The 22,544-nt window shown below is 45.0% G+C and carries 17 protein-coding genes; 6 read left to right on the forward strand and 11 right to left on the reverse strand.

Annotated features, from left to right (window positions below; genetic code table 11):
* Positions 1-9 precede the first annotated feature (9 nt).
* Both CHRO_RS03195 and sds read right to left on the reverse strand, forming a co-directional pair.
* Positions 10-2,619 carry an AAA-type ATPase lid domain-containing protein gene (locus tag CHRO_RS03195; protein WP_015152742.1) on the reverse strand — a complete coding sequence of 870 codons (2,610 nt, stop codon included), beginning with the start codon at positions 2,617-2,619 and terminating at the stop codon, positions 10-12.
* Positions 2,620-3,016: 397 nt separating this feature from the next.
* Positions 3,017-3,988, reverse strand: a complete 972-nt coding sequence (gene sds, locus CHRO_RS03200) for a solanesyl diphosphate synthase (RefSeq protein WP_015152743.1) — start codon at positions 3,986-3,988, stop codon at positions 3,017-3,019.
* Positions 3,989-4,078: 90 nt separating this feature from the next.
* Between sds and CHRO_RS03205 the strand changes: the two genes are divergently transcribed.
* Positions 4,079-4,363, forward strand: coding sequence for a hypothetical protein (locus tag CHRO_RS03205; RefSeq protein WP_015152744.1), 285 nt, complete (start codon positions 4,079-4,081; stop codon positions 4,361-4,363).
* A 540-nt stretch (positions 4,364-4,903) separates the two neighbouring features.
* Here the strand turns inward: CHRO_RS03205 and murI are convergent.
* The 5 genes from murI to CHRO_RS31575 all read right to left on the reverse strand — a co-directional run bounded on the left by murI (position 4,904) and on the right by CHRO_RS31575 (position 11,079).
* Complete coding sequence (murI, locus tag CHRO_RS03210; RefSeq protein WP_015152746.1) at positions 4,904-5,785, reverse strand: glutamate racemase; 882 nt, start codon at positions 5,783-5,785, stop codon at positions 4,904-4,906.
* A 136-nt stretch (positions 5,786-5,921) separates the two neighbouring features.
* Entirely contained in the window at positions 5,922-7,931 is a 2,010-nt protein-coding gene (locus CHRO_RS03215; RefSeq protein ID WP_015152747.1) for an N-acetylmuramoyl-L-alanine amidase, read from the reverse strand.
* Between the two features lie 542 nt (positions 7,932-8,473).
* Positions 8,474-9,886: a cation:proton antiporter gene (locus tag CHRO_RS03220; protein ID WP_015152748.1), complete on the reverse strand. Its 1,413-nt coding sequence runs from the start codon at positions 9,884-9,886 to the stop codon at positions 8,474-8,476.
* A 195-nt stretch (positions 9,887-10,081) separates the two neighbouring features.
* Positions 10,082-10,639, reverse strand: a complete 558-nt coding sequence (locus CHRO_RS03225) for a response regulator (RefSeq protein WP_015152749.1) — start codon at positions 10,637-10,639, stop codon at positions 10,082-10,084.
* A 284-nt stretch (positions 10,640-10,923) separates the two neighbouring features.
* Positions 10,924-11,079: a hypothetical protein gene (locus tag CHRO_RS31575; protein WP_158265965.1), complete on the reverse strand. Its 156-nt coding sequence runs from the start codon at positions 11,077-11,079 to the stop codon at positions 10,924-10,926.
* Between the two features lie 14 nt (positions 11,080-11,093).
* Here CHRO_RS31575 and lipA point away from each other — a divergent pair, with 14 nt between their 5' ends.
* Both lipA and psaX read left to right on the forward strand, forming a co-directional pair.
* The gene (gene lipA, locus CHRO_RS03230; RefSeq protein WP_041462759.1) at positions 11,094-11,993 is read left to right on the forward strand and encodes a lipoyl synthase; all 900 of its coding nucleotides are present in this window, start codon (positions 11,094-11,096) and stop codon (positions 11,991-11,993) included.
* Between the two features lie 193 nt (positions 11,994-12,186).
* Entirely contained in the window at positions 12,187-12,339 is a 153-nt protein-coding gene (psaX, locus tag CHRO_RS03235) for a photosystem I protein PsaX (protein WP_015152751.1), read from the forward strand.
* Positions 12,340-12,413: 74 nt separating this feature from the next.
* Here psaX and CHRO_RS03240 read toward each other — a convergent pair whose 3' ends face one another.
* Positions 12,414-13,280, reverse strand: coding sequence for a branched-chain amino acid ABC transporter permease (locus CHRO_RS03240; RefSeq protein WP_015152752.1), 867 nt, complete (start codon positions 13,278-13,280; stop codon positions 12,414-12,416).
* A 210-nt stretch (positions 13,281-13,490) separates the two neighbouring features.
* On the opposite strand from CHRO_RS03240, the gene CHRO_RS29395 reads away from it, so the two are divergent.
* From CHRO_RS29395 to larE, 3 genes are all read left to right on the forward strand, one after another.
* On the forward strand, positions 13,491-15,395 hold the full coding sequence (locus CHRO_RS29395; protein WP_015152753.1) for a PAS domain-containing protein: 1,905 nt from the start codon (positions 13,491-13,493) through the stop codon (positions 15,393-15,395).
* A 261-nt stretch (positions 15,396-15,656) separates the two neighbouring features.
* Positions 15,657-17,897 (forward strand): hybrid sensor histidine kinase/response regulator, encoded by a 2,241-nt coding sequence (locus CHRO_RS03250; RefSeq protein ID WP_015152754.1) that lies wholly within the window; start codon positions 15,657-15,659, stop codon positions 17,895-17,897.
* A gap of 215 nt (positions 17,898-18,112) precedes the next feature.
* Entirely contained in the window at positions 18,113-18,931 is an 819-nt protein-coding gene (gene larE / locus CHRO_RS03255; protein ID WP_015152755.1) for an ATP-dependent sacrificial sulfur transferase LarE, read from the forward strand.
* On the opposite strand, the gene CHRO_RS03260 is transcribed toward larE, so the two are convergent.
* The 3 genes from CHRO_RS03260 to CHRO_RS03275 all read right to left on the reverse strand — a co-directional run bounded on the left by CHRO_RS03260 (position 18,898) and on the right by CHRO_RS03275 (position 22,181).
* Complete coding sequence (locus CHRO_RS03260) at positions 18,898-20,100, reverse strand: glycosyltransferase family 4 protein (RefSeq protein ID WP_015152756.1); 1,203 nt, start codon at positions 20,098-20,100, stop codon at positions 18,898-18,900. The genes larE and CHRO_RS03260 overlap by 34 nt on opposite strands.
* Positions 20,101-20,134: 34 nt before the next feature.
* Positions 20,135-21,163 (reverse strand): cysteine hydrolase family protein, encoded by a 1,029-nt coding sequence (locus CHRO_RS03265; RefSeq protein WP_015152757.1) that lies wholly within the window; start codon positions 21,161-21,163, stop codon positions 20,135-20,137.
* Positions 21,164-21,572: 409 nt separating this feature from the next.
* Positions 21,573-22,181 (reverse strand): YqhA family protein, encoded by a 609-nt coding sequence (locus CHRO_RS03275; RefSeq protein WP_015152758.1) that lies wholly within the window; start codon positions 22,179-22,181, stop codon positions 21,573-21,575.
* Positions 22,182-22,544: the final 363 nt, after the last annotated feature.

The following is a 22,544-nucleotide window of genomic DNA, read 5'->3' on the forward strand; positions in this document are numbered from 1 at the left end:
GTTTCGGCGCTATCTCCCCACAACAATCGCCCAAATACTAGCAGCAATAATTACAGCCCCTAGATGCTGCGGTAGCAACAGCCGAAACGGTTGACGCGCAATTTTCTGAGTCAATACCACTGTCAGTAATACAGAAAAAATCAGCGTTGTTCCCTGTAAAAATGCAATCACGGCTGGATGCGCCACCACCACAGGTAATCCCGCCCCACTCAAACCAAAAGTCGCAAAAGTCACGGGTAAAATTCGTCCTGCCTCCCCCAAACCCAAACGCAGATAGTGCGCCAAACTTCCCCCTAAAATCAACGGTAAATACCCATATACCAACTCCACAAACGGCTTAGGCTTAAAACGCGAAAAATCCTTTGTATCCTTCGCGCCTAACGCTTCGCTTCGCCTGCGGCTAATGCGACTTTGCGCGACATAACTCCTCATCCAAAAAAGCGATCGCATCAAACCATAAACCACAAAAACAAACCCAGTCGGAACCAACAAAACCAACAAAGATAAACCTAAATGAGGAAAAAATTGTGTTAAATCAATTCTTAAACCCAAACTAGTTTGGATTTCTGGTAAGCGATGTAAGAAAATTCCACCCAATAGCAATAATAACAATGCGACTTCGTAACTATGAGGGATGTGAGTTGTCCACAACTCAATCCCTGGCGGACGTAAATTAAACTCAACCGAACGATGCGGACAAGCTTTTAAACAAGTCATGCACAATACGCAATCTCGATTATCTTCCAACTGCGCCGGATGGGAATACAAAGGACAACCATTGGTTTCCATGCCCTCACCCTTTTGAGGACCACCCTTGTAACATTGATACGTCGTACATTCTGCCGAACAAGTTCCTTGCTGCGCTCTCAATTCTGTCATCGATAACTTAGCAAATAACCCATTCATCCCGCCAATTGGACACAAATAGCGACACCAAAATCGCCGTTCAAAAATTGCTGAGAAAATCATCGCTCCAGCGGTAATTAATAGTAATAAACAGCTAGAAAGATAGGCTGTATTTTCTAGATTCCACAGTTCTTCCCACAGAAAAATCAAGGTAAATAAACCGAATAAAAACCATCCACCCCACTTTTCTGCTGGTTCTCGATGCCACTGTTTCAGCTTTCGCCCTGGAAACAACCATTGAGATAACTTTTGCGTGACTTCGCCGTAAATCATAAACGGACACACCGCACACCATAACCTACCCACAAACGGAAAACCCAACAATACGAGGGGCCACCACCAAGCCCAAAACATATTTAAGGCGAAATTTCGATCTCGCTGTTGAGGACCAACAAATAAGATAATGACAATGAAGGCAAAAAACCACAAGGTAAAGCCATAGTTAATCCGGTCGGGATACCAAGAACTGCGCAGAAATCGCCGTAAACTAGGGTAAATATTTAATAAGTTGACGCGAAATTGTTTTTTCTTCGTTTGTGCCGACCAAAAAATTTCTTCCGTTAACTCAGTTTCTTCTCCCGACTGTACGAGCGCCCGTTCGACTAAACTTTGTAACTCTTTCAAGTTGCCAGGAAAATCATAAGATTGCAGGCGACGCAAGGCTTCGGGGGCAATTTTCGATTTGGCTAATCCCTCGCTGCGAGTGTACAAACTGATGTAATATTCTACTAGAGCTTTAATGTCGGCTTTTCGTACCCGTAGTGGCGGTACTTTAATTGTTTGTCCAATACAACGCGCGATCGCGGGTTGAGTTCGTTCTGCAATTGCTAAAATCCGCGCTTTACTCGTACGAGTGACTTCTGGTGCATCTTCAGAACGGCTGATAGGTTGATAAGTACCAGTTTGCAGCAATTGCGCGATTTTCGGCACTAATTCCACGGGCAACTCTTGAGTATTATTCAAAACCAGCGTTCCTTCACCCAACCACTCCAGCAACCCTGGCTTTCCACCAACACGACCGAAAAGATCTGCACCGCTGGTTTGCAATAAATTGCAGTTAACCTTAATAATCGGCTGACGGCGTTGAGGAGAACTGAAATGAATTAGGGTAGCGATATTATCTTTTTCTAATCCTGGTTCGCCAAAAATGAGAATTGATTTTTGATTATTAGCTGCTTCTCTAATTTCTTGACGCAGCCGCACCGCATAACGACTCGTACCGATGATACCGCGCTTGACTTTAGTAACCAAATACGGGCGCAGGGCGATCGCTCGTTCTTGTTCGTATGATAGTGCTGAAGTTAATTGGCTTAATTCTTGCGCTAGCTGGCGCGAAATCGTTTGAAAGATTTCGGGGTATTGTCCGACAATCTGCTGAAATTCTGCCGTTGGCACTGCCCATAAGCGACATTCTGTCAAGGCTGTCACCGTTCTTTGCACTGGCTGTTCTAAGATTAACTCTTGGAGATTAATGACTGACCCAGGAAGCAAACTAGTCGCCCATACGGAACTAGTCGAATTAGCGTGTTTACTCTCCAAGCGACCTTGTTGCAGAATATAAAGCGCTTCTGGGTCGGTGTCTTCCACGACTAAACGCTCGTTAGCGGGGATGACTCGTTCTACAGCAACTTGGGCGATCGCATTTAATACTTCTGACGATAGCACCGATAGCGCCGTTCGCTCTTGCAGCCAGATGAGTAAATCTGGAGACATCGTATCCCCCTGTTTTGCAATACTTCATTCATTGTGACGAGTCGAGACGTTCCGTGGCTCTACACAGACCTACTAGCTCGACAGCCCTTATGCCTCAAGGATACGATGAATTGTATGTTTTGAAATTCTTTTATTCCTGCCGTTGTCTTTCCCTGCTACCCCAATCGGCGTTATCTATTTTCATAGAGAATGTTCCCAACTGCCCAAACCACTATCAGCTATTTGTAAATCTTCTAACATGAGCAGCTCAGATCTCCCCAATCTCTGGGTTCCTTTGATGCTTTTAGGCTTCATCATTATCGCCGCTATTTTCTTCAGCCGTAGCCGCTAGCAGAGGGACTAAGGAAGAGTTGTAGAGATGTTACATGTAGCGTCTCTACAACTCTCTACTCCCCATTTAATACAATCGATTCAACACGTAATCGCTCATATTAATCAAGGCTTGTCGAGACTCTGAAACTGGAAGATAACCGATGCACTCTACTGCTTGGTTAGCATGGTAAGAGGCTAACTCTCTGGCTTTTTGAATGCCTTGACTATCTTTGATTAATGCCAAAGCTTCATCTAGATCCCCTTCTTGCTCGAATCGCCGTTCGACTAAGACTTCAAGATAAGGCTTTTCTGCCAGAGCGTACAAAGCGGGTGCGGTTAAATTACCGCTTTTGAGATCCGATCCGGCTGGCTTACCCAACACTTCTGTCGAGCCTGTAAAGTCTAAAATATCGTCCACGACTTGGAATGCTAAACCTAAGTGACGACCGTAGCCATACATGCGATCGACAATTTCTTTTGAGCCGCCACTGAGTATACCCGCAGCCTTAGAGCTATTAGCAATCAAAGAAGCTGTTTTGTAATAGCTTTTATCTAAGTAAGCTTCAATCGTCATTGCGGTATCGAATCGAGTCATTCCCTGCTGAATCTCACCTGTGGCGAAGTTCATAATCACTTCCGAAAGCAGTTTGACCACTTCCAGATTGTCTAAGTTGGCTAAATGCCACGAAGCCTGAGCGAATAAAAAGTCGCCTGCTAAAATGGCAATCCGGTTGTCAAACAAGCTATGGACGGTAGGAACGCCGCGCCGCATTGGAGCTTCATCTACTACGTCGTCGTGTACTAGACTTGCCGTATGGATCATCTCCGTAATTTCCGCAAGTCGGCGGTGACGGAGAGTAATATCCTCATCTAGCATCGTCGCCCGCGACATCAGCAAAACAATTGCTGGTCGCACCCGCTTTCCTCCAGCTCCAAACAAGTACTCTGCTGCGGCGGAGAGGATGGGATGACGAGTTCCTACTAGTTCTATTAGGTTCTCTGACAGTATACGCAGGTCTGCTTCAACTGGAGAAAATAGGGAAGTCGCTGATGTCATGAAGGAGCTGACTCTAATAGTTTTTTACGAAATTTTACATATTCTGTACTCATTTTAAGCTAAGCCTCGGCAAGGGGGAAGTTTTGGTAAATGGAATTTTTCGCAATCGTCGCGATCGCCCCAATGCATTTCCTGCAAAAAATTGTCGTAGCCTTAGCTACAATTCAGCAAAAAGACTTAGAAAAACTTCGCTTTGTCAAAGTCATCCTTCCCAAGTTCAGTAAATTTACCCAAGATTTATCTATCCGACCGTTGATTTTAAATTTAGAGGCAACATTAGTGACTAAAAGTCTAGATTCATGTGTTAGCCTAGATACTGAAGCATTTAAACCAATTCACAAATTCAACACAGTCGAGCAAGTTGCCAAGAGGTAACGAGATCGGCTGAGTCGATTAGGTGAGCATACCCAAACGCAACCCAGAACCTCGGCATCGTTCCGAAACTTTTAAGTGCCAGTCAGTTAATTTTGTTTGGTAGACCTGCTAGCGCTTAAAGGTTTTGAATAGAGAGATAATCTCGGAAATTAAGTTAGTGGTGTGCGGAAAACAGTGAGGAAACCAGCAGCTGGCGAGGCATTCGTTTGACTGACTGGTAAGAACTTATTGCGACGTGGAAACTGCCAAAAGCTGCTTTTGGTCGATGCTTTGCGCTGTCTTATTTTCTAAACATTATTTCTCTTTCTTGACTCGCTGGCGGCACAATGACTTACGGCAACGTACCCATGATTATTCCTTGCTTGGCAACTGGTTATTTATTGACTGTTTACCTTTTACTACTGTTAGCGCAAAGGCAGGTAAAAAATCCCGAGACTCGGGACATCTCTACTCCTAAAGAGGAAGGGTTGGGTCAACTATCAGCGACCAGCGACCGGTGACCGTGTAGAGACGTTACATATAACGTCTCTACAAACGTCTCTAGTCCAAAAGTTCTAGGGGATAACTGGGAGTAAGGACTGTTTCTAAATTAACTTTTTCCACCACAGGAGCATAACCCAGCCATCGCACGGAGGACTGAATAAACTGCTGGGGGCAACCGCTGACACAAAAGCGAGTTGGCATCGGTGGTAAATTATTTCGCAGTCCTAGTAAATCGAGTTCGCAAGCTACGGCTTTGACAACGTGAATTGCCGGATCGACCAGCTTGATGCTGTTAGGTAAAAGCGATCGCAGCACGGGTGATAAATGAGGATAGTGGGTACAGCCGTAGATCAGAGTATCGATTTGCTGCTGAATTAAGGGAGCCAGATAGCGCCGTGCTACCTCTTTAGTGTATGGCTCGTTGATCCGATTATCTTCGATCAGAGGCACGAATTCGGGACAACCGACTTGCCAGACTTTAGCAGTACTATCAATTTCTTGAATTGCCTGTGGAAAAGCGTTGCTAGCAGCAGTTGCTGGAGTTGCAATTACACCGATGCGTTTACCTTGTTTTACCGCCGCCTTTGCTCCAGGTAAAATCACACCCAAAATGGGAAACGGAAATTCCCACCGCACCGTCTCTAAAGCTAGAGCGGAACCCGTGTGACAAGCCATCACGACCATTTTTACCTGCTGCTGTTGCATCCAGCAGAGGATTTCGCGAGTAAATTGTACGATCTCGGCTGGCGATCGCGTGCCGTAGGGTAGGCGAGCCGTATCGCCAAAGTATAAAATAGATTCGTTTGGTAGCTGCCGATACAGCTGAGTTAAAACAGTAAGACCACCCACACCACTATCAAATACGCCAATTGGCGATTGTTGGGGTTCTCGACTGGGAAAATCGGAAGGATTATTGATAGAAAGATAGGAATAAAACACAGTTCGAGCTTAACCCGTTAATTATGCTTAGCACAGAACCTATGGGCAAGTTTGTTAACTGGTATTAGCAAAAGCGGCAACCAGCAACGCAAACCCATCCGTCAAGTTGATAATTAACACTGACATTACCGTAGTGTCAACGTTGTTGTTTAATGTACTGAAGAACACCCTGAGCAATCGCTTCTGCCAGTTGATTTTGATAAGCAGCCGTTTTCAAACGCGGTGCGTCATGTTTCCCTGTCATGAATCCAGTTTCTACCAAAACAGCTGGCATAGAACTCTTGCGTAGGACGTAAAATCTAGCCTTTCTCACGCGGCGATCGCGAAGATTTGGAACATTTCGCAACATAGCATTATGAATTGTCACGGCTAGATTGTAGCCGCTATCAAAATAATAAGTCTCCAAACCGCTGATATCTGGGCGCGTGGGCAGGGAATTAGCGTGGATACTGACGAACAAGTCAGCATTCACTCGCTCGGCGATATCTACCCGTCCTTGTAGTCCGACAAAATAGTCGCTATCCCGCGTCAGCACGACATGAACACCGTTTTGTTCCAATATCTGAGCAACTCGATTGCTAATTGGCAGAATGATATCTTTTTCTTGCGCTCCTCCTGCAACAGCCCCTGGGTCTTTGCCACCGTGTCCTGGGTCGATGACAACGATTGTTTTCCCATTACGATCGCGGATGCGCGGTGGTGCTGCGGGTACTGGCGGGGGAATGGTAATTGATGGGCTAGAGGATGGAGCCGACGGCGGTGCTACTACCACCGAGGAACGCTTCAAATCTAGCGAGAGAAACTCTGGGCTAGGTTGCTCGACCTCTCCCACCCGTATTCCTGCTGCTGGTTGGACTAGGATCGTTACCGTGCGCGGATCGGTCTGCCGCAAGCGCACCCTTAAAACTGGGCTATTGGTATCTAAAGTTGGTCCCTGTACCGTTCTAGCTAATTGGGCATTGGTAATAGTAATGCTGTAGGCAGCAGACGAGCGATCCCAACCACTGGCATAGACTAAAGTTCGATCGCCTTTGACGTAGAGGCGATCGCCTCGCAAGTCCACCGATTCAATTGTGGCTAATTCTGTCGTTCTGTTGCGCCGCTCTGTATCAGCGCGATCCGTATACCGATTTCGACTCGGAAGTAAAACGACTCCACCGAATTGATTGCCCAGCTGACCGCCAAATCGACTCACCATTGCCCGCCAGTTAGGGCTATCGCGATCGACTTCCATCGTGAGGCGGACTATAGGCAGCTCGGACTGAGCTTGACTGAGGACGATCTTTTTCACCCCAAAACGGCTGAATGCCCTTGGAGGCGAGAAATTAGGTGCTAAACTTGCACCTTTGAGATCGACATAAATTTTGTCCCCATCGGAGTTGCGATCGACATTAACGTCGAGCTTGCCAGTGCCAACAGTACGGATAAAAAAGCCATCACCCGTAGCACGAACGCCTTGTACTTGCAAGCCGTTGACAGATGGAGTAGGCGTGGCTGGCGCAGTAGTGCGGCTGGTGCGCCGTAAATACTGCCTGGGTGGAGAGACAGCAGGACTAGGATTGGATAAAGGTGCTGCTTCTAATGGTCTTGGCGCTGCGATCGTCAAAGGTGCAGTAGCCGCAGCTGGTAGCTCCGTTGGTGGCTGTGGAGATTCTGGAGGCGTAGTCGCAGCTGGTGGCTCCACAGGTGGCTGCGGAGATTCTGAGGACGCAGACTCATCTGACGACTGCGGTGCAGGAGCGGGAGACGAGCTAGCAATTTTTTCTGGCTGCGGCAATTGCACCAACCAATGACTGGGAGAAGCACCGCGAACCTTTACCTGGTTAGGGTCGAGACTGTACTCTGGACTGAGTTCGAGCGCAATCCGCGTCGTTTTTTGGTCAACCTGTCCAATTCGGAGAGCGCGAAACGCTCCACCCGCTTTCTGTTTGACTGTCGTTCGCTTCAGAGCTGTCCCCGGCAAGTCAATCACTAGGCGCGTGGGGTTAAATACCAGCTTTGCTCTGGGTTGAACTTTGCCTTCTGTTTTGATTTCCAGTCGATTTTGTTTGGCATTAAAATGCCACGATTTCAGACTCGCCGCCTCAGTAGGAGACGAGATTAGAAAAATGCCTAAAGTACTGGGTAAAAGCCAGTATAATTTCACGGTGCTTTCTCCTTATGCGCATGCATCCCAGCTGTCAACGTCTCCTCTGTTGGCGCTGTTTCACTCCATCCGATCCCGCAGTGTCGAGCCAATGCCGACCATGAGTATACCTGAGTCCTCCAATAATGGTTGAAACTAGATTTAAACATAATGTGAAATGCTTCTCATCAAATTTGACGATTCGCGCTTCATATAAGTATTCCCATTGCAGTCCGCTCACACCAACAAGCGATCGATTAATTTATCTCAATTGAGCCATTGATTTTCAGAAAAATTTAACTGAGTAGCAGAAGATTTCAGTAGTGTAATGCATAATTTTTCAAATGCTAATAGTTTCTTGACCCTCCTTATCCGATCGCGTTTTTTAATTTAGTACCGCATCTTGCGGCTGCGATCGCAGTTTGCCCGTAACAGAACGATAAAAGTACATCAAAATTTACAAATTTCAGGAGTGAGGAGCGAGGAGTGAGGAGTGAGGGAAATTTATGATTTTGGCTTGTGGAATTGAATTTCTTCCTTGTCCTCCTGTCCTCCTTGTCTTACTACACGGGAGTTTCTGGTTCACCTCCTACAGCAGTGGTGGGGGGAAAGACGAAACGCAAGAGGGGGGGTGCTAAAAATGTGGTAAGAATCACCATCATGATAATGGCAGCTTCTAGTGGTTTAGAAAGAACGCCGCTTGCAGAACCAACACCAGCAAATACTAGTCCTACCTCGCCTCTAGGAATCATGCCTACCCCGATCGCTAAACGATTGATGCCAGGTTGTCCGAAGACGGCAGCACCCGTGACAACTTTACCGACGATTGCCACAGCAATCAGAAAGATAGCAATAATCAACCCCTCGCGGTTACTGGGAACGGCGGGGTTGAGAACTCCCAAGTCGGTTTTTGCCCCTACAGTGACAAAAAAGATGGGAACGAGCATATCCGCGATCGGTACGACTTGTTTCTGAAGTTCTTTGCGCTTGTCAGTTTCGTCTAGCACTAAACCAGCGGCAAATGCTCCTAAAATCGCCTCTAGATGGATTGCCGCAGCTAAGTATGACATGACAAAAGCAAAGATAAAAGCTGGGATGACTAATTCACCGCGCGTCTTGAGGCGATCGACAACTGTAACAAAGGTTTTGTTGAAAACATTGCCAAGTAGAATTGCCCCTAACAAAAAACCAGTGGCACTAATAATCAGATAAATGACATTACCCACGTCCACTTCGCCAGTTTTCGCCAAGCTTGCCACCACTGCCAGCACGATGATACCTAGTACATCATCAATTACGGCGGCTCCTAAGATAATTTGACCTTCTCTTGAGTTGAGAGTTCCCAGTTCCGACAAGACTTTGGAAGTAATACCAATACTCGTTGCAGTCAAGGCAGCACCAGCAAAAATCGCAGGCACGGCAGGTACACCAAACCATATCATCAACCCTGCCGTACCTGCACCAAACGGCACGGCTACCCCTACACAAGCCACCACAGCCGCTTGGATACCGACTGCCATTAATTCTTTTAAATTTGATTCCAGCCCAATTTCAAACAGCAGGATCACCACACCCAACTCAGCCAAAACTGAAATCACTTCGCTTTGAGCGGCAAAGGTGGGGGCAACTTCCTCCGGCGCTAGCCCTGCGGTGGTTTGAAGGAAATTCATAATCAGAGAACTCGTAGCATCAGCCCCACCTTCTGGAAACACTAATAAATGTAAGGCAGAAACTCCGACAATGACACCACCCACCAGTTCGCCTAAAACTGGAGGTAAACCAAAGCGGTTAGAGATTTCTCCACCCACTTTGCTAGCAAAGTAAATGACGACCAAACTTAGCAGCACTCCTGCTAGCACCAAAGCACTATTTGCCTCTGCTTCTGGCACAGTTAGCAGTAAAGGCGTAGATCCCCACAGAGTAAAATTACTTACCCAGCTAAAACCATCTAACTCCATTAGCTGTCCAAAAATCATCCTTTTCAATTTACTAGTTTTGGGGAGTCAGTTATCAGTTGTCAGTTAACAGTTAACAGGGAGCAGGGAGCAGAGAGCAGAGGAGAGAATAACAACCAATGGCTAATGACCAAAAAATATACCTGGCAGCGATCGCTACCAGGTATGTTTTCTTCAGCAGTCGTCAAAGCTAACTGCTCAAACCTAACTTATAGGTTATTTTCTAGCCAGCACAGCCATGACTTGTGCCATTTGCTGTTTTAACCGTTCTATATCTGCCTGCATAGCAGCAATTTTTCCATTCAAAGCTTGCAGTTCGGATGATGATGTGCTGGTTCCAGTTGCTGTTGCAGCCACCTGTGGCGCTACTGGTGCTGTTGCTCCTCCTTGGCGCGGCAGTTTTGACTTTACCATTGCCGCTTTAATTGCACCGATTAAATCTTTTTGCTCGAACGGTTTAGGGATAAATTCAAAATACTCGAATGGCTCTGGAATTTTCTCGACAACTTCTTCTTTGCGCCCCGACATTAAGACTAAAGGAATTTTTTGGAGTTCGGCATTTTGTTGGATTTGCTGATACACCTCCCAGCCGCTGAGTTTAGGTAACAAAAAATCAAGCATAATCAGGTTCGGTCGTTCTTGACGAATTAAGTTGAGTCCTTCCAAACCATCTTTTGCTTCTAAAACATCAAAGTTGCCAGGTGGCAACATTTCTTTGACGCGCATCCGAATTACGCGACTGTCATCGATAACTACGATTTTGTTACTTGCCACAACTGACTCCTCGGCAATGAATTTTAAGGGGAATAAGATAGAAAAATACGATTTAAAGGCGGGAATATCTGGTTATGCAGTCTAGAAAGTGAGTGCGGCAGATATTAGTTAACTGTAAATTTAAATTCTCGATCGCCAACATCTCGAACTCGCTCAATTGAAACACGTAAGTGAGAGTAAAAGTCACCTGGGATACACCAGTAACTTACTTTTCTAGCTAACCTTGCACAACAAAACTACGAACTAAACCTAACGCTGTTCGCGTTTTGTCTCCAAGGGAATTTTTACTGATTGCGCGATCGCAAAATTTTCCTTAAATAGATATAGTTCGGTAAATTTTCGGTCGGCAAATTGTCTATCAAAAGGGTAATTGGTAATTGGTAGTCGGTAATGGGGAATTGGTGGTTGGTGGTTAATAATGGAAGTTGGTCACTGGTCACTGGTCACTGAATATATGACTCTATCTTCTCGTTCTGAGTTCAAGTCGGAAATTGAGGCTTTACCGTCATGGCTGCGCCGACCGATTGGTAAGGCAAGCGAATTATCTACAGTTCAAAAAATTGTGAAGCAGCGACAGATTCACACAATTTGCGAGGAGGGACGCTGCCCGAACCGAGGCGAATGCTACGCCCAAAAAACAGCCACTTTTTTACTGATGGGTCCAACTTGCACTAGGTCTTGTGCTTTTTGTCAAGTGGATAAAGGTCACGCACCCATGCCACTCGACCCAGAAGAACCGCAGAAAGTCGCAGAGGCTGTGCAGTCACTAGGATTGCACTATGTCGTCTTGACTTCTGTAGCGCGGGACGATTTAGCTGACCAAGGAGCGAGTTGGTTTGTTGCTACCATGACAGCAATTCGCGATCGCAATCCTCAAACGCAAATTGAAGTATTGACTGCTGATTTTTGGGGTGGTACGGGCGCGGGAGACGTAGGACAAAGGGAAAGAATTGCTACAGTTGTAGGGGCAAAACCAGCTTGTTACAACCACAACATTGAGACTGTCAAAAGGCTACAAGGACGAGTCAGAAGAGGGGCTAAGTACGATCGCTCGTTGCGAGTCCTGCAAACAGTCAAAGAAATCGATCCGAGTATTCCGACAAAATCCGGGTTAATGTTGGGGCATGGAGAGACAGCAGAAGAAGTTATTGAAACAATGGCAGACCTTAGAGCAATAGGCTGCGATCGTTTGACAGTTGGGCAGTACATGCGTCCCTCCTTAGAACACCTACCCGTCCAAAAATACTGGACTCCCGAAGAATTCGAGCAACTAGGCGCGATCGCTCGCGATCTAGGGTTTAGCCACGTCCGTTCCGCGCCCTTGGTGCGTAGCTCCTATCATGCCGGACAGTGAACAGTTATCAGTTATCAGTTGTCAGTCAAGAGTGGTAATGGGTAGTTGGTAGTTGCTCCTCTGCTCTCTTCCCCTACTCCCTACTCCCTGCTCCCTGCTCCCTCTTTTCACAAAAATATTTTTAACGGAAGTAGGCAAGGGGTACCGCTGTTTGGTATTTCTGTAGATGCCCTTATTTTGAGGAGAAAAGCTTATGGCTGCTCAAGCAACTAAACCAACTGTCGGTCAAGATGTTGCTAAATCTAATGCTAACGCTCCGTTTCCTTTTCGGACGATAGTTAGCTTGATCCTGCTAGCAGGTAACATTCTGGTAGCTGCTATTTACTTCCACATTATCAATCCATAGTTGTCTGGCGGCTAGTAAGTTGGTGGCTAGTGACTAGCGATCGCCAGTCGCTGGTCACTGACTTCCTAGCCGAATCAAATCGTACCTTTGAATAATCCTTTCGGGCGTACTAACAACACCAGAATCATAATGAACAGACCTACACCTTGTTTGTATTGAGAACCGAGGAAAGGTGTACTGAGTTCTTGGGTAACGCCAATGACTAAAGCAGCAGCGATCGCGCCGTAGGGGTTGCCAATTCCACCTAAAATTGTGGCAGCAAACATCGGCAAAATTAAAAACCAGCCCATATTCGGTCTGACGGCTGTAATTAAGCCGTACATGCTACCACCTAAAGCCGTGAGGCTCCCAGCGATCGCCCAGGTCCAAAGTACGACGCGATCGACATCAATCCCAGATACGCGCGCTAAGTCGAGGTTGTCAGCAACAGCACGCATCGCCTTGCCAATCTTCGTATTTTGTAACAAGTAGTGCAGCGCCAAAATAACGATAACTGCTAAAAGCATTACTACGATTTGATTCTGGGGAATTCTGATTCCTAAAATTTCTCTCGCTGGACTGGTAGGAATATCGTAACTTTTGTTACTACCACCCCAGATAAAAATAATTCCATTACGGAGAAACAAAGCGAGTCCAATCGAAATAATAATGAGCGTGGTGGAAGTGGCACGCCGCGATCGCATATTTGACCAGATCAGCTTTTCGGATATCAGCATTGCTGCTACAGTGCCAATTGCTCCGAGTAACATGGAGAGCCAAATATTAATCCCGCTCGTATTGGCTAGCAAAGTTAAATAAGCGCCCAAAGTCATAAAATCGCCGTGGGCAAAGTTAGCTAACCGTAGAATGCCATAAGTCAGCGTCAGCCCAACCGCAGCTAAAGCAATAATGCTACCTACAGCTACCCCATTAACAAATAATTGAGCCAGTTGTGCGTCCATACAGGTATCAGTTATCAGTTATCAGTTATCAGTGTAGAGATGTTATGCGTAAAATCTGTACAAAAGCAACGAAGTGGCTAGTGGCTAGTGGAACCAGTGGCTGGTGGAACCAGTAGTAAGTGGGGTGTGGGGTTGAATTGTGACTTGCGAGTTGCGTCTTGCGTCTTGTAAAGTGCATTCATTTCATGTTTTTAAATTCAACTTTTGTGAATGCTCCGATCTAAATCTTTCAATACTCTCCATGCGCACCTAGTATTTCTGGTTGCCCTTGCTGTTTTACCCCTGTACCTGTTCTTTTTCATTCACAATACCGATCGCATTCCTCGGTTCGAGTGTACGGTACTGATGCTAGCTGCAACGGTTGCAATGGCGCTCGTCTGGGTGGGAATTGAAGTTTTGCTGGGGCGTTGGTTGCGCCTCCTGAATCAAGCAAGCCGTCAATTGGCTGAGCAAGGTAATTTTCGAGTTTGCATTTCAAAATTACGTTATGCTCCATTAGAAATCAAACAATTAGCACAATCTTTTAACGAACTAGCAGATTCTCTAGAACGACAATTTACCCAATTACGCCATGTAGAAGCAGAGTTGCGCAGGGCAAACGATCGCTTCCAAATGGGAGCGGCAGCAATTAATGCCACGATTTATGAGTGGGATTTGCAAACTCAAGCAGTCGAAAGAACTCCAGGATTGCTCAAGGTCTTAGGTTACAAACCAGAGGAAGCTCCAAATGATGCCGCATGGTGGCACGAGCGCATTCATCCCGATGATTTTCCGCCAGCCTATGCTGTTTTGTCCTCGGCGTTGGCTGGTAATAGTGAGGATTTTGAGGTAGAATATCGCCTGCGCGATCGCTACGGTCAGTATATTCATGTTTGGGAACGGGGTTTGATCGTCAGGGACGAGCGAGGGCATCCGGTGCGCATTTTTGGTGGTAGCCTGGATCTCACCGAACGCCAACGGGTAGAAGAACAACTGCGACAGAGCGAAGCACAGTTTCGTCAAATTGCGGAAAATTTACGCGAAGTTTTATGGATGTCTACCCCTGGACTCACGCAGATTCTCTATGTCAATCCCGCTTACGAACAAATGTGGGGGCGGACTTGTGAAAGTTTGTACGCTCAGCCATCGTCTTTCCTGGCGGGAATCCATCCTGAAGATAGTGCCGCGTTAATTGCCGTTTTAGAGCAAAAGCCCCTGGGGACGAAGCTGTTAGAGGAGTTTAATCATGAATTTCGGCTCGTCCGCCCCAATGGTTCGGTGCGTTGGGTACTCTCTCGCGCCTTTCCAATTCACGATCGCGCCGGGGAAGTTTATCGAATTGTGGGACTAGTAGAAGATATTACTCAGCGCAAGCAAGCCGAAGTCAAAATCAAGCAGTGGAATGAAACTCTCGAAAAACGAGTGCGCGATCGCACGGCTCAATTGGAGTTAGCAAATGCGGAATTGGATGCTTTTGCATATTCCGTGTCTCATGACTTACGCGCGCCACTCCGCCACATTCACGGATTTGCCAATGCTTTGGCGCAGCGCTTGGAGTCTACTGAGGCGATCGCCGATCCCAAAATTGCTAGTTACATCCAAACTATTCAAGATAGCAGCATCAGGATGACACAGTTGATTGATGGTTTATTGGCTTTGTCTAGAGCCGGACGGCAACCTTTAACGCAGATTTCTGTAAGCGTGCGAGAATTAGTTGAGGCGGCGATCGCCTTAATTAAAAGTCAAACTCCCACAGACCGTCAGATCGAATTTATCGTTGGGGATTTGCCTACAATCGACGGCGATCCAGTCTTATTACGACAAGTGTTTGCCAACTTAATTGACAATGCCGTGAAATTTAGTGGCGATCGCCAACCAGCCAGAATAGAAATTGGCACACTACTAGGAGATAACACCACAATTTTTGTTAAAGACAATGGGGTAGGCTTCCAGATGGAATATGCCGAGCAAATGTTTGGAGCCTTTCAGCGGTTGCACTCCCAAAAAGAGTTTAAAGGTACGGGTATTGGATTAGCGATCGTCCAGCGCATTATTCACCGTCACGGTGGCAAAATTTGGGCTGAGAGCATACCCCAACAAGGTGCTACTTTTTTGATGAAATTTAGACTTTCCTGAAGATAATTGTAGAGCGGAGTAGAAGTTTCGCCAGCTAGGATGTTATTCGTCCAAGCAGAGTCGCTCAAGATCGGGTCTTAGGTAATCTTGACTACCACAGCAGCAGACAATAACTGAAATGCATGTTACGCTCTGGAAATCAGCAGCCACGTAGTGAAATCACTAGATTTTGAAACCTGAATCGGTGTCATTCGCCGTATTGGTTCGTACTGGATGCTATTGCCATGTAAACCCCTGTCCTCGCCCTCTGCTCAGCCAATTATGCAGACTCTAGAGCATTCTCAGGTTATGCGGCGGCAAGAATTCTCAATTGCTGCGCAACTTCACCTGTTAATCGTAGAAGACGTAAAGGCAGATGTCGATTTGATGATACTTGCCCTTGAATCCGCCCAGATCGCTTTTACCTACGATATCGCCAAAAGTCAGAGTGAGTGCCAGCACCTGCTGCAAACTCAAACTTACGATGCAATCTTGGCAGATTATCGGTTACCTCAGTTTACGGCATATCAGGTGTTGCAACTTTTGCAGGCATCTGGGCATGAGATTCCCCTGATTCTGGTGACTGGCAGTCTGGGAGAAGAGGCAGCAGTTGATTGCATCAAAGCAGGCATGACAGATTATGTCATGAAAGAGCGGTTGTTTCGCTTACCCGTAGTGTTGAAGCGATCGCTGCAAGAATTTGAACTTCGTCGCCAACAGCAGCAAGCCGCAGCTCGCACTCAACTCCAAGCGCAGCAACAGGCAATTATCAATCACATCGTCCACGCCATGCGCGAAACTTTGGTATTGGATGAGGTGCTGCAAATTACAGCGGATATGCTACACCAAGCTCTAGGTTTGAGTCGTTGCCTAATTTCTCAGCCCAATTCTCAAGCCCAAATGGGAATTTATCATATCAGCGCTGCGACCAGAGAACGGGAACATTTGCTAGGACACGAATGCTCTCTTTACCCTTTTTATAAAGATAAACTGCTGCGGGGAGAGATGGTTATCGTTCGCGATATGGATGAGAATGTCTCTATGGCAGTTAGAGACGCTGCCGGAGAATGTAACATTCGCGCTTTGATTATCGCCCCTTTATTGTATCGTCAGTCGTTTCTGGGTGGAATTATCCTGCACCAATGCGAGCGAGAACGAGATTGGACGGAGCAAGAGATTTCTCTAGTCAGAGCAATTAGCGATCAGTGCGCGATCGCCATTCATCAAGTCCAATTATTTTCTCAAGTACAGCAGCAATTACACCGCCAGCAAACTCTCAATCAGATTAGTCAAGCACTCAATTCTATCCTCGATCCAGATTTTATTTTACAAGAAATTGTCAGACTGACTGGCGAATGTTTTGATGTCGATCGACTGTTAATCTTTTCTGTCGATACAGACTCAGTGCAAATTTTGAAAGAGTGGCGAGCTAGCGATCGCATTTACTCAATGCTCAACCTCCAATTTCCCAAATCAGAATGGATCGATCTGATAGATCCTGACTCTGATTTTTACTGTCGGCGCTATTTTCACGCTCCTGACTACTCTCAATTGCCTTCTACGAGAATTAGACAGATGCAAGTAGAACAAGCAAGTACTCGTTCTGTTTTGAGCGTCCCAATTTTTATTCGCGATCGCCTTTTCGGTGGTCTATCTTTGCAGACTACTAACACTTATCGCACTTTTACTCACGAAGAAATTTATTTATTGCAACAAATTGCCGATCAAGCTGCGATCGCCCTCTATAACGCACAAAGTTACGAGCGTTTAGAAGAATTAGTCCAACAACGTACTCAAGAATTAGAAGCAGAAAAATTGGTTTCAGAAACAGCCAATCGAGCTAAGAGCGAATTTTTAAGTAATATCAGTCACGAACTGCGGACACCTCTAACGGGAATTTTAGGCTTTTCTGGCGTATTAATGGAACAAATCTTTGGTTCGTTAAATGCCAAACAAAAGCAGTATATTGAATGCATTCATACCTCTGGCAAGCATTTATTAGACCTGATCAATGACTTACTCGACCTGACTAAAATTGAAGCAGGAAAAGAAGAATTAACCCCAGAAACCTTATCCATTGAAGATATAGCACAAGCTTGTCTATCTCTTTTTCAAGAACGTTGTCGGCAGCGGGGATTAGAATTTCATTTGGCGATCGCTTCTGAGGCAATAACCTGTACTGCCGATCGACGGCGTTTGAATCAAATTCTAGTCAATCTATTATCTAACGCGCTCAAATTTACAGATACGGGTTCGATTACGTTACGCATTGAACAAACATCTCAACAAATTTTATTCTCAGTCATAGATACTGGGATTGGTATTGCGCTAGAAGATTGTGAAGCAATTTTTCAACCGTTTCACCAAGTCGATAGTGGTTTGAACCGGAAGTATGAAGGTACGGGACTGGGTTTAGCCTTGTCGCGTCGCCTTGCTCAACTACATGGCGGCGATATTACCGTTCGTTCAGAATTGGGGCGTGGTAGTTGTTTTACTTTGTATTTGCCAGGGAGCAGGGAGTAGTGGCTGGTGACTAGTGGCTGGCGGCTAGGGGAGACAAGGGGGACAAGGGGGACAAGGGGGGAACTCGGGGACCCCACGACCGAAGGGAGTGGGGATTAGGGGGCGAAGGGGGACAAGGGGGCGGTTAACCAATTACCAACTACCAATTACCCATTACCAACAACCAATAACTAGACTTCTTACAATAGAAACAGAACGATCGCAGATTCAGACTAATGTTACAAAAACTAGAGCAGTTAAAGGCTTTGTTTGCTCAGATGGAACGGGCGTTGATTGCCTATTCTGGGGGTGTAGATAGCACTTTAGTCGCTAAGATTGCTAGTGATGTTTTGGGCGATCGCGCGATCGCAGTTACGGCTGTTTCTCCTTCTTTGTTGCCCGAAGAATTGGAAGATGCCCAAGTTCAAGCAGCACAAATCGGAATTGTCCATAAAATTATTCAAACGCATGAAATGGATAATCCAAATTACACTTCCAATCCCGTGAATCGCTGCTATTTCTGTAAAAGTGAGTTACACGATACGCTCAAACCCTTGGCAAAGGAATGGGGATATCCTTATATTGTCGATGGGGTGAATGCTGACGATTTACGCGATTATCGCCCAGGGATTCAGGCGGCGAAAGAACGCGGCGTGCGATCGCCTCTGGCAGAAATAGGAGTGACAAAAGCCGAAGTACGGCAATTATCGCAACAACTAGGCTTGTCTTGGTGGGATAAACCAGCCCAACCCTGTCTCAGTTCCCGCTTTCCCTATGGCGAAGAGATTACTGTATCTAAGCTACAGCGGGTAGGAAGGGCAGAAATTTATTTACGCAAGTTGGGATGGCAAAATTTAAGGGTGCGATCGGAGGGAGATACGGCAAGAATTGAGTTAATGCCAGATCTGATTAAAGATTTTGTCGCCCAGACAGATTTAGTGGCGCTAACTGCGGCATTTCAAAGTTATGGTTTTGTTTACGTCACGCTCGATCTAGAAGGTTATCGGAGTGGAAAGCTCAATCAAGTTTTGTCCGCGCCGATTGCTTCGAGGTAGATGTTTCTTAACTTTGCTGCGTAGCGATCGATGGAATGATGCTCGATAATTCTAGAGATTGAGTTATGAGATTTCTCTAGAATTATCTGACGATTAGCAAATATTTCATGTACTGCTCGTTCGATTCCTTCACGAATCAATTTGCTAATAGTGTCTCTATCTTCTTTTGTCGTGTAAATTGCTTCTCCTAAACTATTTTTAGGAACCGCGATCGTCCATCCTACATGATTATTATTGATTTCGGTTAAAGCTCTGACATTAGTTGTAATCACAGGACACCCTGCTGCTTGAAATTCCAAAACAGAGTAGCCATACGTATCAGCGTAAGTCGGTAATAAACCGATATGCGCCTTTTTCATCAATTCAATAACTTCGTGATTGGGTAATTGGGGAAAATAATTAATCCAGTCAGATTGCTGGAGCGAATGCTTTACTTGTTCAACGTCAGCAAGCGTCTCTTTAGTAGCATAATTATCAACATTAAGAGAGCTAATCACTGTTAACTCAAGATTATATTTATAGCGCTCTTTTAAAGCTTTTAATGTCTGCATAATTTCTTGCCCTCCTTTGCGAAAGAAAGAAGAACCAACAAATATAAATTTTATCGTTTCATCCAGGCTCAATTTTTTATCTGCATATTTAGAAACAAACTCCCTTTGTGGCGGATGCATAACTATCAGTTTGCTTTCTATGCTTTCTTGATATTCAGGAAATTCTTTTAGCAGCCTTCTTTGCATATTCGCATTGCAATCAGACATAGCGATAATTCGCCGACAAGCATCGCGAGAAATTGCTTGAAAAGCTTTATGCATTTTAGATTCAGTTTTCAGAGCGGAAAAATCGAGTTCTAAGTTGCGATCGCTCGGACATGAAAGCAAGCAAGTCAATCTCGGTAAAAATGTTTCAAATGTCGTAATCCAGGGAGTAGAACCATAACTGATTGTATTGAAAAAATGTAAAAGGCTAACTCGATTCAAATCGAAATCGTAAAATTGATTGTAAGAGTCAATCAGAGAAAATATCTCTCGGTTAGCAAGCTGATTGAATTGACTCGCAATCCTTTGTTTCAACAGAAAAAAATCGCGAACTTTTTTGTATTTAGTATCGGGAACTATGTCGATAATATTTCTTTTTTCTGGATATGCATCGAATTTATAACCAATCAGCACAATAGGCTTCTCCTCGATCGATACTTCAGTTAGGTTAACTAGCGATCGCCAAAGGTTGAGTTGATTTCACAATCTGCATTCCAGCATCGGTAAACCTTTGAAAAGCCGCGTTTGCTTGTTCGGTGTAGTCAACTACACCAGGCACGACAACAGCAGAAGTACAATCTTCTAATAAATAAACTTTCTGAGCCAGACTCGGATCGACTTGCTGAATTTCAGTTAATAAATCATCTACAGTCCAAGCAACACAATGGCTTTTAGCTTGCCCTGCAATAATAACAGCATCAAATTCTAATAGTTGTTGAATTAACCGAGAATTCTTTTGAGCAATTGGTTTGCCGTCTGCACCATCAAGAACTTCGGGACGCAAGACAGAATAGTTTTCTGTTAATGGATTATTCCCTTTAATTTCAAATTGAGTTTGACTATCGCGGGCAATACAATGGAAAAATACCGCTTCTTCCACCGCAGAAACTAAAGCATGACCGATGCCACCTAACATGGAATGATAAGACCAAACCGTGAGGGGATATTTGCCATGCTGACTCAGTTGATTGACATAATGTAAAGCGTGTTTTTGGAGCATACTGTAGTCTAATTTTAAACTATACGCTACAGCAGGATTAACTTGCCAAATCCCTTGTTCGATATCTGTAGGCGTAATATTTGTTGCAGATGGCGTTGGATGTTCTCCATCTTGGTTAATCCAAAAGATTGGATGAAAAATCTGCATTGCCGTGTGAGTATCTAGAGTCGGTGCGATCGCGCTAATCACTCCTAAATTACGATAAATAAATTCACACAGTCTCCGATTATCTTCGACTGCCCCAGTACCGGATTGTCCACCCACAAATAATTCAAAACTGGGAATGCAAAAAGTATTTTGTATGTCAATTAGTAGCAAACAAACTTGAGTTTTATCTGCTGATGCTGGTTGAATTTGATATTTTTTTGCCCACTCTCTCGCCGCTGCTGCCCTTTGTTGGTAAGGGACGCGCCAGACTTCGCCAACTTTCTCTGGTGCAAAGTGAGGGGGAATTGGTAACTGGGTGGTTGTACTCATGGGGTTTTGTTCTTTGGACGAATTGCAGTTAGGCGAATAGAATTTGCGCCTACACAGGCAAAACCCGCCTGTGCGGGTTTCAAACCATTAGTCTCATAGCAATTCTCGATTGCGTGCGTGACATTGGTAGGGGCGCACAGCTGTGTGCCCCTACAGATCGCGTATTTTACCCAATTGAAAACCGCTATCATTCGCTGTTTCTATTATGGTATTATTTACCATTATTGTAATAAATTACAGCTTTGAGTGCTACAAAATTAGCATCTGCGTACCCCACAAAGAGGTTGCACCCAGATCCAAACTTATTTGCGGATCTGGGTTCAAAGTGTTTTTACTTGTAAATCATCTTCTACAGGTTTGCGATCGCAGGAGCTATACGGTTACTGAGAGCAATTGTTGCCATACAACCCTAACTAGCACGGCGATCGGATTGTGGATGAATTGATGTAATATTTTGCGGCTGCTCTGCTGAATCTTGATGTCTATGTAAAATGTGTTTGATAACTTTTTCTGTCTTATAAACTTCATCTTCAGCTTGAAGCTTTTTCTTAGCGCTATGCGACAAATTAGTAAAAATTGCCAAGGCAACAGTTACCATAGATATTGCTGCACCATAGGATAGTAAATTGCTATCATTATGTACCACTGCCACAAGAAACTGAACGGCTATTACAGCTATTACTGACTTAATTAGCTTTTCTTTAAGGTCATCTAGATTGCGAATTGACAACCAATTTGGAAGTTTTAAACCACCAATAAATAGCTCGTACAAGCCTAGACCGCAGATCAAAATTACAGTAGCTAAAAGCATGATATCTACTATCTCAATAAAGCTAATAGCAGTTTTGAAAAGAGTGACTTTGGGGACTTTTCCAACCGTGATGGTTTTACTCAAAAGTTCAAGAATAATAAACAAGGTTTGTTTCGCGCTATAGATCATCAATACCAATGCCGCTAAGACATTAGATAATGCAGGCAGAAACATGATATATCTTGCAGAAGCTAGTAGCTGACGCATGAAGAAATCTCCTCGATCGTTTTATGAAAAATACAAAGTTTTTGATTTTTCTCGGTCAAATGCAATTTGAAGTTCTACAGGTGTAATCAGTCCTAACTTGTAGTGCAACTGAGCTAGTGGCAAGTCTCAAAATCTCACAGCGCGATCCTGTATTCAAACGCTATCCGCCTGCCATGAAATACCCCCTTTCTAGCTCTTGATGTCAGAACAATTTCATCGACAGAGCCTCTATCACCACTAAAAAGTATCTAGATGTATATAGCGGGTCTAAACCAATTGTGAAAATATCGTCCATCTGTCTGTAACCTGCTAATTGTGCTTTCAAAAATGACAAATGACAAATGACAATCCTCACTCGTTGGT

The sequence above is a fragment of the Chroococcidiopsis thermalis PCC 7203 genome (assembly GCF_000317125.1).
Classification (GTDB): domain Bacteria; phylum Cyanobacteriota; class Cyanobacteriia; order Cyanobacteriales; family Chroococcidiopsidaceae; genus Chroococcidiopsis; species Chroococcidiopsis thermalis.